Origin of the sequence: Flavobacterium ginsenosidimutans (genome assembly GCF_037478105.1) — a bacterium.
Lineage (GTDB): Bacteria > Bacteroidota > Bacteroidia > Flavobacteriales > Flavobacteriaceae > Flavobacterium > Flavobacterium ginsenosidimutans.
Genome location: NZ_CP147988.1, coordinates 4,647,403 through 4,661,432 on the forward strand (window position 1 = coordinate 4,647,403; position 14,030 = coordinate 4,661,432).

The window sequence follows — 14,030 nt, forward strand, 5'->3', positions numbered from 1 at the left end:
CAATACCTCAAAAAGTAAGTTTCTTAAGATGAAAAAAAGCATCATTCTTTTATTAATTTGTTTTTCCTTTCAAATAGGAACTTCACAAAAAATCTATTTTGAAAAAAACAATTACAAAGACAGTCTGACTCTCAGCAAAAACATGCCGCTTCTTGCCAAAAAGGTACTGCCGCTTTATAAAAATCCAAGCAGGGCTTCCTACTTAGACTATTATTCTAGAATACAATCTGTTGCAGGAGATTTTAAAGGAATGCATGAGACTTTTGTAACCTATTCGCAAGAAATTTTAGGAGACAGTATTGCCAACAGACCTTTAGGATTTGTTTACAAAACTTATGGAAAAACAGCTTTAAAAGAGCCTAAAACAAAATCTGATTTTGAAAAAGTCTTCACAGCTGAGTTTTACAAATTATACAATACTTTCAATACAGATGGAAAAAGCTGGGCTGAAGGATATTATGAATTAAAACTATCCGACATTAAAAACGATTTTGAAACACAGTTAAAAGCGGTTCGTGATAATGACAGCATTAGTGTAGAAAATGCTGCGCAATTATGCCGACAATATTCACGCTATTTTATTTTAAGCAAAACACTTTCTCTCGCTCATAAAATAATTGCAAAAATAGAAGCTGAAACTTACATAATAGATCGTGATATTATTATTACATTGCCAAACGGAAGTACAATTTCTGCCACTATGGTCAGACTTAAAAATGTATCCGAACCACAGCCCGTTGTAATGAAATATAATATCTATGCAGGAAATGAAGTAAGCGACTGCAAAGAAATTGCGAATATGGGCTATGTTGGTTTTGTTGCCAATACACGAGGCAAACGTTTAAGCAATGATCCAATAGAACCTTACGAACACGATGGCGACGATGCGTATCATATTTTGGATTGGGTTAGCAAACAACCGTGGTGCAACGGTAAAATTGGATTATACGGTGGCAGTTATTTAGGCTTTAGCCAATGGAGCGCTGTAAAAAAAGTACATCCTGCCTTAAAGACAATTGTGCCTTTGGTTTCGGTAGGAGCTGGAATTGATTTTCCTATGCAAAACGGCATTTTTATGAGTTATGCTTTAAAATGGATTCATCTGGTTACCAATACAAAACTAACAGATCTCAATAGCTTTTTAAACAGCAAAAAATGGGATGAAGTTTTCACTCAATATTATAAAACTGGAGCAAGCTTCGGTTCCTTAGACAAAATTGAAGGCAATCCTTCTCCTTTATTTCAAAGATGGTTGGAACATCCAGCTTATGACAGCTACTGGCAAAATATGACGCCTCAAAAAGAAGCTTTTGCTAATATTAATATCCCAATTCTAAGCACAACAGGTTATTACGATGACGATCAGCTTGGAGCGATGTACTATTACAATCAGTATCAAAAATATAATAAAAGCGACAATTATTATCTCATAATCGGGCCGTATGATCATGGCGGTTCACAAGGAACTCCGCGAAAAGAATTAGGCGGTTATACCATCGATGAGGCGGCAAATATTCCAATTAATGCCATTATTTTTGAATGGTTTGATCATATCTTGAAAGGTGCAAAACGTCCTGAAATTTTGAAGGACAAAGTAAACTTTGAAATTATGGGTAAAAATGAATGGAAAAGTGTTTCTTCTTTAGACAAAATGCACAATGAAAACTTAACCTTTTATCTAAGCAATAACAATTCTAAATATTCATTACAAAAAACAGCTCCAAAAAAGGCCATTGCTATTAACCAAACTGTTGATTTAACAGATCGATCTGAAATTAATATCTATAATGATGACTACGTAAATGGTTTTCCTAAAGTTATAGATTCGATTTTTAAACCAGAAAAACATCTATTAGTTTTTGAAAGCGACCCACTTGAAAATTCAACTATAATAAGCGGTTCATTAAAAACATCGTTAAAAATAAGCACCAACAAAAAAGACATTGATGTCGAAATACAGCTTTACGAAAAAACAGCAAAAGATCAATATTTTGCTTTAACCAACAATTTACAAAGAGCTAGTTTTGCAAAAGACAGAACCAAAAGACAATTATTGACTCCTAATAAAATAGAAACAATTGACATTGAACAAACCTTTATAATTTCAAAAGAATTAGAAAAAGGAAGCTCAATTGTAATCGTATTAGGCGTTAACAAAAATCCAAACTGGGAAGTTAATTACGGTTCTGGTAAAAATGTTAGCGATGAAACTATTGCTGATGCTAAAGAGCCTTTACAAATAAAATGGTATTCTGACAGCACCATTACAATTCCGATTTTAAAATTGTAAAATAGTTTTATCAAATGGAGAAAACATATTCGGTTGTATTTTATTCTAAAGCATTAGTTGAGCCTGTTAAAAAATTGAAAGACTTTTTAAAAAGCAAAATCAATTGGTACAACAGCTGCAATTCTGAAGCACATATTACAATTTGTGAATTTACAATCGATGAATCTGAGTTCGATTTAATCAAACAAAAACTTTCTAAAATTTCGGATACTTTTACGCCTTTCCAAGTGTCTTTAAATCACTTTGATTCTTTTCCGAATGCTGGTGCTTTCTTTATTGGTGTAAATGAAGATTCTAAAAATAATTTAGTGCCTATCATGAAAAAGATTCATGAAACTCTAAAGTCTTTAAAACTCAAAAAAAGTGACGAACCGCATATGTCAATCGGAAGAAGATTAACTCCCGAAAATCTTAAAATAGCATCTGAACTTTTTACAGCAATTGATCTTCAATTTGAATGTAATGAAATTGTTTTAAGGGAATTTGATCCCAAAGTAAAACAGTTTTTTGTAATGGATACTTTTCCTTTTGGAAGCAATCCAGAACCTGAGTTTGTTCAAGGAAGTTTGTTTTAGTTTTTTACACAATCTTGTCATCCTGAGGAACGAAGGATCACACAAGAAACTCCATAAAGTAGTCAATCTTTGGCGAATCTCAAGTGTGATCCTTCGTTCCTCAGGATGACAAAAAGTGAAAACAAAATATGCTATTATCTGTTTAAATCTGCGTGCAAAAAAAGTCGTATATTTGAATTTCGCAATTCACTTATATGAAATCCTTAGATTCATTTTACCAAGATATTACCGAAGGCTCAACAGTTGATCCCAATTCATTATTGCCAAACGACATTCAGAAAGAAATTGGGCATTTTAATGTTTTTGATATTAAAGAACTTTTGGAACGCATGAAAGGAAAGCCTGGAATGCCTTATGACCGCAGAGCGTATTACAAAATAAGTTTAATTAGAGGTCACAATAAAGCTGAATATGCCGATAAAGTAATCGAAATCGAAAAACAGGGATTGTTATTTGCAACACCAAAAATTCCGTACAATTATTTACCGCAAGATACTAATCAAGGCGGACAGTTTTGTGTTTTTACCAGCGAATTTTTATCTAAAAGCAAAAGCGGAATCGATCTGGATGAACTTCCTATTTTTGCTTCAGATGGTTATCCAATTTTTCAGTTATCAGATGAAGAAGTGGAAGAAGTAGCTTTGATTTTCAAAAAGATACAAAAAGAAATTAATTCTGATTATATTTATAAATATGATTTAATTCGAAATTATGTGGCTGAATTAATCCACTTCGGGCAAAAATTACAGCCTATTACAGCATTGTATTCTAAGCACAATTCGGCAGCAAGAGTTTCTTCTTTATTTGCTGAATTACTAGAAAGACAATTCCCTATTGAATCGCCAAATCAAAGATTGGAATTAAGAACGGCAAAAGATTTCGCTGCACGTTTATCCGTTCATGTGAATCATTTAAATAAGGTTTTAAAGGAAAACACCGGAAAAACCACAACCGAATTAATCAGCAACCGACTAACAAACGAAGCCAAAATACTTTTAAAACAAACCGATTGGAATATTTCTGAAATAGCTTATTCTCTTGGTTTTGAAGAATTAGCGCATTTTTCTAATTTCTTTAAAAAACAAACTTCCTTTACGCCGATTGCTTTTAGGAGTTAGATATTTTAGATTTTAGATTATTTTACAAAGCTTGTCTTCCTGAGCGATCCCGAGGCTTCGGGAGAAGGATCGCATGCTTGATCCATTCAGTTCGCCATACTGTGTGTGTCCTTCGACTTCGCTCAGGAAGACAAGAAATGAGTTTTGGAATTTGGAATTTTATTATTTGAATTTTACAATTGATTTGAATTTCGCAAACATCGGTTTGATATTTACAACTCCCCAAGTCTACTTCGCTCCTACCTTTGTCTCATCAAATTAAAAGATCGAAAAAATGAATTTATCAAACAACAAAATCTTAATAACTGGCGGTGCAAGCGGTATCGGACTTGGACTTGCCGAACGATTCATTCAAGAAAATAATACTGTAATTATTTGCGGAAGAAGAGCTTCTCTTTTAGAGGAAGTAAAAGCTAAGTTTCCAAGTATTATTACTAAAGTATGCGATTTATCTTTAGAAGAAGAACGCATTGCACTTTACGAATGGATTACAGCAAATCATCCAGACTTAAATGTTTTAGTAAACAATGCTGGAATTCAAAATTGGATGAGCATAACTGATGCCGCTTTTTATGAAAACATGAAAAATGAGCTTACTACAAATATTGAAGCTCCTTTACATTTAACTTCATTATTTATTCAGTTACCATCTCTAAAAACAGTAATGAATACAACTTCTGGATTGGCGTTTTCGCCATTTGCAAAAGTTCCAGTTTATTCGGCTACAAAAGCATTTTTCCGTTCGTTTACGCTTTCACTTCGTCATTTATTAAAGGAAAAAAACATTGAAGTAATCGAAATTATTCCGCCAGCATTAAATACCGATTTAGGCGGAATTGGTCTTCACGACGCACATCCAAGCGTAAGCAGTTTTATCGAATCTATTTTCGAACAACTAAAAGAAGGCAGACAAGAACTGACTTTCGGCACAAGCGAAACAAGATTAAACGCAAGCGCAGAAGAATTGAGAAATCATTTTAATGCAATGCATAATTAATGGTAAATTATAAATGGTGAATTGTTAATTGAAAAGATAAAACATTTGGCATTTCACTTTCTATAAATACACATAGCTATGTGTTAGAAACTAGTTTCTTTAAGTAATCTTTTAAAAGAGAAATAAAATCTATGTTTCTATGTGTTTAAAAAATAAACTCAACGATTTGTCCTCCTGAGCGTAGTCGAAGGACATTGGTGCCGTAAAGGGTCTTCGACTTCGCTCAGACTGACAACAAAAAAAGCAAGTAATTAATTCACAATTAACCATTCACAATTAACAATTATAAAAATGGCAGTAAATACAAAAATAGCTCTAGTTACAGGCGGTAGCAGAGGTTTAGGAAAAAATATGGCAATTGCAATTGCAAAAAAAGGACTTGATGTAATTATCACATACAACAGTAAAAAAGATGAAGCCGACGCTGTAGTTTCAGAGATTGAAAGTTTAGGTCAAAAAGCAGCTTCATTACAATTAAACGTAGCCGAATCGAGCACTTTTGATTCATTCTTTAAAGAAGTAGAAACTACTTTAAAAAACACTTTTAAAACTGATAAATTCGACTTTTTAATAAACAATGCAGGAATTGGAATTCATAATTCTTTCATCGGAACAACAGAAGCAGAATTTGATCAATTGACTAATATTCAATTTAAAGGGCCTTTTTTCTTAACTCAAAAAGGACTTAATGTAATGAATGATGGCGGCGGAATTGTAAACATTTCAACTGGTTTAGCAAGATTTTCATTCCCAGGTTACGCAGCTTACGCTTCTATGAAAGGTGCCATTGAAACTTTGACAAAATATCAGGCCAAAGAATTGGGCGCAAGAAAAATTAGAGCAAACGTAGTTGCGCCTGGTGCAATTGAAACTGATTTTGGAGGCGGTGTAGTTCGTGACAATGAGCAAATGAATCAGCAAATTGCTTCTGTAACAGCTTTAGGAAGAGTTGGTCTTCCTGATGATATTGGCGGTGTTGTTGCCTTTTTATGTTCAGAAGATGCGCGCTGGGTAAACGCTCAAAGAATTGAAGCTTCTGGCGGAATGATGCTTTAAATTAATTGTTAATGGTTAATGGTTGATTGTTGATGGTTAATTGTTGGTGGTTGGTGGTAATTATCTCACTCATAACTCATAACTCATAACTCATAACTCATAATTCATAATTCATAATTCATAACTCATAATTCATAATTCATAAAAAAAAAACAAAACCCGATAAGCTTTAAAACTTATCGGGTTTGTCATTTCAAATAATATTTGAATTAGTAAGCAGTTTTACCTTATTTGGACTCTTTTATAAAATTCGCCGTCTTGATCAAAAATTACATTATAAAATTTTGAATCTTTAATAACTGCGGCTTCGTATGTGCGTACATTTAAATTATCATTTACAGCAAAAAACTGTTTTAAAGACTTTACAGGATAATTCGCTTTAAGATATGTTTGTGCTTTCTTTGGCAGTTTATTCAAAAGTATCTGTCCTTTGTAGGCTTTAAAATTTCCATTTTTGTCATATCTGGCAAAAGCTATTGTTTTTGGTGTTTCATTAAATTTTGCTTCAAAAATAACATCGTCATTTTTACTGCTGTATTCAATATCCCAAATTGGTTTCTTTTTTGGATATTGATTCTCAAATGCTGTTCTAATATTTTCAGGCGGTACTAAAGTTGCGTTTTGACCTATTAGAAAATGACTATAAATAAAAAAGGCTAATAAAAGAATGTTTTTCATTGTTTTGGTTTTAAAAACACAAAACTAAAACAAAAGTATTTTTCTTACAATTTTATTCTAATTTTTTTCTATTATAACATCAAAACCTCCATCTTTATCAAACTGGATGTCATAAAATTTAGTATCCTTTTCTATTCCTACTTCATAAGTTGTTACATTTTTATTATCTACCACCATTGCAATTTCTCGAATCGCTTTTGGAGCATAATTTTTCTTTAAATATGCCTGCGATTTTGGCGGAAGCTGACTAAAAGGAATCTGTAACTCATACGCTTTCATATTTCCTAAGTTATCATAAATCGCAACCGCTTTGGTTGTATTACTTACGTTATATTTTGCCTCAAATCTAATTTCATCTGCATCATCACCAACATATTCTTCAGACCAAACAGGCACTTTTCCAGGATATTCTTTTTCAAAAGCTAATCTCACCTGTTCTGGCGGAGTGATCAACTTTTTCATGTTTGTTCCTTCCTGTGCAATTAAAATACTACTGCATAAAAAAGCCAATGTAAAAAACACGTTTTTCATAGTTTCATTCTTTAAATTAAACTTCAAACAACGTATTAAAATTACTACTTTTTTATTAAGATCACATGAAGAAATTAACATTTTTCACCAACACTTAAAACTTCTTTTAAATTAAGCATTAGACAAAAATTCTGTTTACAATTCAAGCTTTTTTAATCTATCTGTCAATTCTCTTTTATAAGTAATTCCGATTGGGATTCTTTCGTTTTTAATGACTACAAAATCTTTTTCGGTTGCATCAATTTTATCCAGCGCTACGATATACGATTTATGAATGCGCATAAAACTCTTTTCGGGAAGACATTTTTCAAATTCCGTTGTAGTAATCGAAGCTAGATAAGTTCTCTTTGTAGTATGAAGTTTTACATAATTACCAAAACTCTGTGCATATAAAAGCTGATCCAACTCGATATCCATCAAATAACCATCTACTTTTACGCTAACCGAATTTACCGTTTCTTCTGTTTTTTGCTTCACACTTTCGGTTGCAAAAAAACGGTCAATTGCCTTTAGAAATCTTGGAAAATAAATTGGTTTCAGCAAATAATCAATAACACCGTAATCATAACTTTCTAAAGCAAATTCAGAATAAGCTGTGGTCAAAATTGTTTTTGGATGTGTCGGAAGAATTTTAAGCAATTCCATTCCTGAAATTTCAGGCATATTAATGTCCAAAAACATCAAATCGACTGGATTTTCTCTAAGATAATTCATCGCTTCAATGCCATTATAACCTTGAAAAACCAATTCTAACTGCGGATTCTGTTTGATATAATTAGCCAAAACATAATGCGCTGCGGGCTCATCATCTATAATAATGCATCTTTTTGTTTCTCTCATCCTACAAACTTTTTAAGCTGTATTTGCAAATCTACAATATAAGTCTGTTTATCGTCTTTAACATCTAATTTATAATCTTTTCCATAAATTAAGTTCAGACGTTCGATTGTGTTTTTTAATCCAATTTTGGTAGAAATCACATCGTTTTTTTTCGGAATTGAATTGGCAACATGAAGATGAAGCAATCCGTTCTCAACAGAAATCGTGATTTTTACAAAACAATTTTCAATAGCACAAGTTCCGTGTTTAAAGGCATTTTCGATAAATGCAATTAACAGCATCGGAGAAATTTTATAGGTATATTCAATATCAACTTTACTTTCAAAATTAATGTCGCATCTATAACCGACACGTTCTTTTTCAAGCTGAACATAGCTGTTTATAAACTCCAATTCATCTTCTAAAGAAACACATTGTTTGCTGTTACTTTCTAATTGATAACGCATTAACTGCGAAACCTTCATAATTAAATCGGGCGTTCTATCTGGAAATTGAAGGCTTATTCCGTATAGCGTATTAAATGTATTGAACAAAAAATGCGGATTTAATTGTCCTTTCAAAGAATTTAATTGCATTTGATTGAACAATAAAGCCGCATCGGTTTGTTTTCTGTGAATACGATAAAACTTAAACACAATTATCGGACTCAGAATGCAGACCAAAGTTCCTAGAACGCTCGCTAATTGATACGCATAACTTCTTTGATGTGAATTTTGATACAAATGGCATTTATTAAACATATCCATCATTGTGATTTCATACAACACGACAGAAAAGACAAAAACACCAAAAAGAGTTAGGATAATATAAGTGAAAGGTTTATTGGCTTTGAATAATATTGGAAGTAAAAAGAATCGGTTAAACTGCGCATGCATATACAAAATGCAGTAGAAAAATATACCCATTAAGATAGAAGTGAATGAACTAATTAACATCCAATCGTTTTTTAAGGTATAAATAGTAAAGGAGAAAAGGATAACAGCAACTTCTTGCCACCATTTGTTATCCAGTATGTTATCAATTCTTTTGTTCATTCTTAATTTTAAAATAGTTTACAAAGTTCGAATAAAATTTTAATTATTTTTTCCATTAAATGACAAATTCAATTCGTCATTTACCAGTGCAGTACATCACTTAACCTGACTTTTATCAGTGTAAGAGAAATAAATTTGTTGCATCAAAAACATTCTATTTCACACCTTGAGTTTATGTATTTCAAAAAAATTACCATTTTATTTTTATTGATTTTTGCCTCAATCGGTTATGCTCAAACCCTGTCTTTAAAAGAAGCATTAAAGATAGGTCTTGAAAACTACGGTTCTATCCGAGCAAAAAACAATTACGCCAATGCATCAAAAGAGACTCTAAAACAATCTCGACGTGATTACCTGCCAAACCTTAACTTATCGGCACAGCAGGATTACGGAACTGTAAACGGACAAAACGGACCGCTTTATGGTTTTGGAGGTTTAGGAGTTGCTTCATCAGGACTTCCGTTACCAGAACAAAACTGGAACTCAGCTTTTGGCGCACTTTATTTAGTCAACATGAACTGGGATTTTTTCACTTTCGGAAAAACACAGGAAAAAATCAATTTATCTAAAATTGATGTTCAGGCTAAAGAAAAAGATTTACAGCAGGAAAAATTTCAGCAGGAAATCAAAATTTCGGCTGCTTATCTCAATCTATTGGCGAGCCAGAGATTAGTGATTTCACAGCAAAAGAATTTAGATCGTGCAGAAGTTTTCAAAAAGACTGCTGCAGCGAGAGTTAAAAACGGATTATTGGCCGGAGTCGATTCTACTTTGGCTACAGCCGAGGTTTCTAAAGCTAAAATTGCTTTAAACCTTGCTAGAAACTTCGTTAAAGAACAAAACAACAAATTAGTCGATTTAATGGGCGTTGCGCCTCAGGATTTCGTTACAGATACTTTATTTGTAACTCAGATTCCGAAGGAATTAGTAACAAAAGAAGCTTCTACAGATAGTCTTCATCCTTTATTACAATTCTATAAAACGAAAATCGATTACAGCAACCAGCAGGTTAAATTGTATAAGAGATTTTATTATCCGACCATGAGTGCTTTTGGAGTTTTACAAACCAGAGCTTCGGGATTTGACTCATCTTATACAACAGACCAGACTGCTTTTACCAGAAATTATTGGGACGGTGTAAATCCAGATCGTGCAAATTATTTGGTTGGAGTTGGAATTTCTTGGAATTTAACCACACCGTTTAGATCAAGTAAGCAAGTCAGCGCACAGAAATTTGTTTCTCAAGGATTGCAGGAAGAATATAATCAGGCAGACAGAGAATTGAAATCGCAATTGAACTTTGCAGAAGATAAGATCAAAATTACTTTGGAAAACTATGCCGAAGCACCAATTCAAGTTGACGCGGCAAAAAGAGCTTACATTCAGAAATCGACTTTATACAAAAACGGTTTAACCGATTTGACCGATTTAACACAAACAATGTATGTCTTAAACCGTGCAGAAATCGACCGTGATATTGTTAACAACAATGTATGGCAGTCGTTTTTACTGAAAGTCGCTGCAACAGGAAATTTTGACTTATTTATAAATGAATTTTAATTATAAATCCTAATGAATTTAATACGTTTTGCACTCCGCAAACCCATTTCCATTTTAGTATTGGTTGCGGGTCTATTTTTCTTCGGAATTGGTGCCATCAAAGACATTAAGGTAGATATTTTACCAAAAATGAATTTGCCGGTTATCTATATTGCGCATCCGTTTGGAGGTTATACGCCAGACCAAATGGAAGCTTATTTTGCCAAAAACTACGTAAACGTTTTACCTTTCTCGAACGGTATCAAATCCGTAGAAACCAAAAATATTCAAGGGTTAATGATTATGAAATTAACCTATTATGAAGGTACGAACATGGCTCAGGCTGCTGCCGAGTTAAGTGCACTTTCTAACAGAATCCAGGCGGCTTTTCCTCCTGGAACTCAGCCTCCATTTATCATTCGTTTTGATGCTTCTTCGCTTCCAATTGGACAATTGGTTTTGAGCAGTAAAATACGTTCAAACAACGAATTACAGGATTTAGCCAACGTTTATGTTCGTGCTTCGTTTACTGCAATTCCTGGTTTATTATCGCCTGCTCCATTTGGAGGAAGTCCAAGAACTATTGAGGTAAACGTAGATCCAGATTTATTGCGTTCTCATAATATGACGCCAGATCAAATCGTGGAAGCGATTCGTTTAAACAACCAAACGGCTCCATCTGGTAACGTACGTATGGGCGACAAAAACTATATTACGCCAACCAATAATACGATTAAAGAAATTAAAGATTTTGAGCAGATTCCGTTATTCAAAGGCGGTGTTCAAAACTTAAAACTAGGCGATGTTGCCAATGTAAAAGACGGTGCCGATATTACGGCAGGTTATGCTTTGGTAAACGGAAAACGTTCGGTTTATATTAGTATTGCAAAAGCGGGAGACGCTTCAACATGGGATGTGGTTCAGAAATTGAAAAAAGAACTTCCAAAAATTCAAAGTACTCTTCCTGAAGATGTAAACATTACGTATGAATTTGACCAATCGGTTTATGTAATCAACTCGGTTAAAAGTTTGATTACTGAAGGAATTATCGGGGCGGTTCTAACAGGATTAATGGTTTTATTATTCTTAGGTGACCGTCGTGCGGCTTTAATTGTAATTATGACGATTCCGATTTCGATTATTTCTGGAGTTTTATTCCTAAAATTATTCGGACAAACCATCAACTTAATGTCCTTATCAGGATTAGCTTTGGCAATTGGTATTTTGGTGGATGAAAGTACGGTAACGATCGAAAATATTCACCAGCATCTCGATATGGGAAAACCCAAGGCACTCGCTATTTGGGATGCCTGTCAGGAAATTGCTTTACCTAAATTATTGATTCTTCTTTGTATTCTAGCTGTATTTGCGCCAGCATTTACAATGGTTGGTATTCCGGGAGCATTGTTTCTTCCTTTAGCTTTAGCAATTGGATTCTCAATGGTAATTTCATTCTTGCTTTCGCAGACATTTGTACCTGTAATGGCCAACTGGATGATGAAAGGACATGAAAAACATGCGCACGGACCAGAAATTACTGATGACGAAGCTGAATTTAATGACTGTGGTTTAACACCAGAATCTGAACAAAATTTAATTGGTCAGAAAAAAGATTTGGTTGAAAGAGAAGATTTCAACGACGACGGAAAAGTAAGCGGTTTCGAAAAGTTCAGAAATCGTTTCATGCGAACTTTAGATCGTTTGTTTGTTCATAAAAAAGTTACGACAATTGTTTATTTAACAGGATCTATTATTCTCGCTGTAGTATTTATTAGTTTAATTGGAAAAGACGTTTTCCCAAGAACCAATTCAAGCCAGTTTCAGCTGAGAATGCGTGCTGTTGATGGAACGCGTTTGGAAAGAACCGAAGAACAAGCCAGAATTGTTTTAAAAGAACTGGAAAAAATGGTGGGCAAAGATCATATCGGAATTTCTTCTGTTTATGTCGGTCAGCACCCTTCTCTATTCTCGATCAACCCGATTTATCTTTTCATGGCGGGTTCTCACGAAGCGGTTTTCCAAGTGAGTTTGAAAGACTATGAGGCAGACATGGATGACTTTAAAGACGAGTTTAGAGCAAGACTTAAAAAAGTGCTTCCTGATACTAAACTTTCTTTTGAGCCAATCGAATTGACAGATAAAGTTTTAAGTCAAGGTTCTCCTACTCCAATCGAGATTCGAGTTGCCGGAAAAGACAAAAAGAAAAATGAATTATACGCTACTCAAATTGTAGACAAACTAAAAGCGATTTCATATTTCAGAGACGTTCAAATTGGTCAGCCAATTCATTATCCAGCAATGAATATTGATATTGACCGAACCCGTGCTGCTGAATTAGGAGTTGATATGAACGATATCTCGCGTTCGCTTGTGGCTTCAACTTCATCTTCTCGTTATACAGAAAAAAATAACTGGGTCGATGAAAAAGCAGGATTATCATATTCTGTTCAGGTTCAAGTGCCATTAAATAAAATGAAAAGCAAAACTGATATTGGAGAAATTCCAGTATTGAAAAATTCGCTTCGTCCTGTTTTAAGTGATGTTGCCAAAATTACACCGGGCTTTGTAAGCGGTGAAAATGACAATTTAGGAGCCATGCCATACATTACCGTTACAGCAAACATCTACCAAACCGATTTAGGTACGGCTACAAAAGATGTTGACAAAACAATTAGTTCTTTAGGCGAATTGCCTCGTGGTTTGTTTATTACGCCAATTGGACTAAGTACTGTATTGACCGAAACATTAAGCAGTTTACAAACAGGATTATTGGTTGCCATTTTTGTAATCTTCTTAATGTTGGCTGCTAATTTCCAATCGTTCAAAGTTTCGCTGGTAATTTTAACAACGGTTCCTGCGGTAGTTTTAGGCGCTTTATTAATGCTTACTATTACTGGTTCTACATTAAATTTACAATCGTATATGGGAATCATCATGTCGGTTGGGGTTTCTATTGCAAACGCCGTACTTTTGGTCACGAATGCTGAACAGCTTCGAAAAATAAACGGAAATGCCTTAGAATCTGCGCGTGAAGCTGCTGCGTTGCGTCTTCGTCCGATTATCATGACATCTGTTGCGATGATTGCGGGAATGTTACCAATGGCAATTGGACACGGCGAAGGAGGCGATCAGGTTTCTCCGTTAGGAAGAGCGGTTATTGGCGGATTATTATTTTCTACTTTTGCCGTATTATTAATCCTTCCGCAGATATTTGCGTGGGCACAAGAAAAAACATCGACACAATCTGTTTCTTTAGATCCTGAAGACGAAGAAAGTATCCATTATATCTCATCAATAAGTAAGTCGAAAGTTGGAAAGTCATAACTCGTTGAGTGTAATTTTTTTTTAAACACATAGAAACATAGATTTTAG

11 protein-coding genes are annotated in these 14,030 nt (G+C 34.0%); 7 read left to right on the top strand and 4 right to left on the bottom strand.

Annotated features, from left to right (window positions below; genetic code table 11):
• Positions 1 to 28: 28 nt before the first annotated feature.
• The 5 genes from V6624_RS19930 (at position 29) to V6624_RS19950 (ending at position 6,036) form a co-directional block, all read left to right on the top strand.
• The gene (locus V6624_RS19930) at positions 29 to 2,290 is read left to right on the top strand and encodes a CocE/NonD family hydrolase (protein WP_111289478.1); all 2,262 of its coding nucleotides are present in this window, start codon (positions 29 to 31) and stop codon (positions 2,288 to 2,290) included.
• Between the two features lie 14 nt (positions 2,291 to 2,304).
• Positions 2,305 to 2,865: a 2'-5' RNA ligase family protein gene (locus tag V6624_RS19935; protein WP_111289476.1), complete on the top strand. Its 561-nt coding sequence runs from the start codon at positions 2,305 to 2,307 to the stop codon at positions 2,863 to 2,865.
• Positions 2,866 to 3,059: 194 nt separating this feature from the next.
• Entirely contained in the window at positions 3,060 to 3,983 is a 924-nt protein-coding gene (locus tag V6624_RS19940) for a helix-turn-helix domain-containing protein (RefSeq protein ID WP_111289474.1), read from the top strand.
• A gap of 274 nt (positions 3,984 to 4,257) precedes the next feature.
• A complete protein-coding gene (locus V6624_RS19945; RefSeq protein WP_111289472.1) occupies positions 4,258 to 4,980 on the top strand; it encodes an SDR family oxidoreductase in 723 nt (240 codons plus the stop codon).
• Between the two features lie 291 nt (positions 4,981 to 5,271).
• Positions 5,272 to 6,036, top strand: coding sequence for an SDR family oxidoreductase (locus V6624_RS19950; protein WP_338839954.1), 765 nt, complete (start codon positions 5,272 to 5,274; stop codon positions 6,034 to 6,036).
• Positions 6,037 to 6,258: 222 nt separating this feature from the next.
• Here the strand turns inward: V6624_RS19950 and V6624_RS19955 are convergent, their stop codons facing one another.
• The 4 genes from V6624_RS19955 to V6624_RS19970 all read right to left on the bottom strand — a co-directional run bounded on the left by V6624_RS19955 (position 6,259) and on the right by V6624_RS19970 (position 9,119).
• Complete coding sequence (locus V6624_RS19955; RefSeq protein ID WP_338839955.1) at positions 6,259 to 6,714, bottom strand: hypothetical protein; 456 nt, start codon at positions 6,712 to 6,714, stop codon at positions 6,259 to 6,261.
• Between the two features lie 57 nt (positions 6,715 to 6,771).
• A complete protein-coding gene (locus V6624_RS19960; RefSeq protein ID WP_338839957.1) occupies positions 6,772 to 7,245 on the bottom strand; it encodes a hypothetical protein in 474 nt (157 codons plus the stop codon).
• Between the two features lie 135 nt (positions 7,246 to 7,380).
• Positions 7,381 to 8,085, bottom strand: coding sequence for a LytR/AlgR family response regulator transcription factor (locus V6624_RS19965; protein ID WP_263522777.1), 705 nt, complete (start codon positions 8,083 to 8,085; stop codon positions 7,381 to 7,383).
• Positions 8,082 to 9,119: a sensor histidine kinase gene (locus V6624_RS19970; protein ID WP_338839959.1), complete on the bottom strand. Its 1,038-nt coding sequence runs from the start codon at positions 9,117 to 9,119 to the stop codon at positions 8,082 to 8,084. The genes V6624_RS19965 and V6624_RS19970 overlap by 4 nt, the downstream gene beginning before the upstream one ends.
• A 174-nt stretch (positions 9,120 to 9,293) precedes the next feature.
• Here V6624_RS19970 and V6624_RS19975 point away from each other — a divergent pair, with 174 nt between their 5' ends.
• Positions 9,294 to 10,679, top strand: coding sequence for a TolC family protein (locus V6624_RS19975; RefSeq protein ID WP_111289460.1), 1,386 nt, complete (start codon positions 9,294 to 9,296; stop codon positions 10,677 to 10,679).
• A 12-nt stretch (positions 10,680 to 10,691) separates the two neighbouring features.
• Positions 10,692 to 13,982: an efflux RND transporter permease subunit gene (locus V6624_RS19980; RefSeq protein WP_111289458.1), complete on the top strand. Its 3,291-nt coding sequence runs from the start codon at positions 10,692 to 10,694 to the stop codon at positions 13,980 to 13,982.
• The last annotated feature ends 48 nt before the right edge of the window (positions 13,983 to 14,030 follow it).

Excerpts from the sequence above, each read along its gene's own strand:
- V6624_RS19930 (WP_111289478.1), top strand. The coding sequence starts at position 29 with ATGAAAAAAAGCATCATTCTTTTATTAATTTGTTTTTCCTTTCAAATA.
- V6624_RS19935 (WP_111289476.1), top strand. The coding sequence starts at position 2,305 with ATGGAGAAAACATATTCGGTTGTATTTTATTCTAAAGCATTAGTTGAG.
- V6624_RS19940 (WP_111289474.1), top strand. The coding sequence starts at position 3,060 with ATGAAATCCTTAGATTCATTTTACCAAGATATTACCGAAGGCTCAACA.
- V6624_RS19945 (WP_111289472.1), top strand. The coding sequence starts at position 4,258 with ATGAATTTATCAAACAACAAAATCTTAATAACTGGCGGTGCAAGCGGT.
- V6624_RS19950 (WP_338839954.1), top strand. The coding sequence starts at position 5,272 with ATGGCAGTAAATACAAAAATAGCTCTAGTTACAGGCGGTAGCAGAGGT.
- V6624_RS19955 (WP_338839955.1), bottom strand. The coding sequence starts at position 6,714 with ATGAAAAACATTCTTTTATTAGCCTTTTTTATTTATAGTCATTTTCTA.
- V6624_RS19960 (WP_338839957.1), bottom strand. The coding sequence starts at position 7,245 with ATGAAAAACGTGTTTTTTACATTGGCTTTTTTATGCAGTAGTATTTTA.
- V6624_RS19965 (WP_263522777.1), bottom strand. The coding sequence starts at position 8,085 with ATGAGAGAAACAAAAAGATGCATTATTATAGATGATGAGCCCGCAGCG.
- V6624_RS19970 (WP_338839959.1), bottom strand. The coding sequence starts at position 9,119 with ATGAACAAAAGAATTGATAACATACTGGATAACAAATGGTGGCAAGAA.
- V6624_RS19975 (WP_111289460.1), top strand. The coding sequence starts at position 9,294 with ATGTATTTCAAAAAAATTACCATTTTATTTTTATTGATTTTTGCCTCA.
- V6624_RS19980 (WP_111289458.1), top strand. The coding sequence starts at position 10,692 with ATGAATTTAATACGTTTTGCACTCCGCAAACCCATTTCCATTTTAGTA.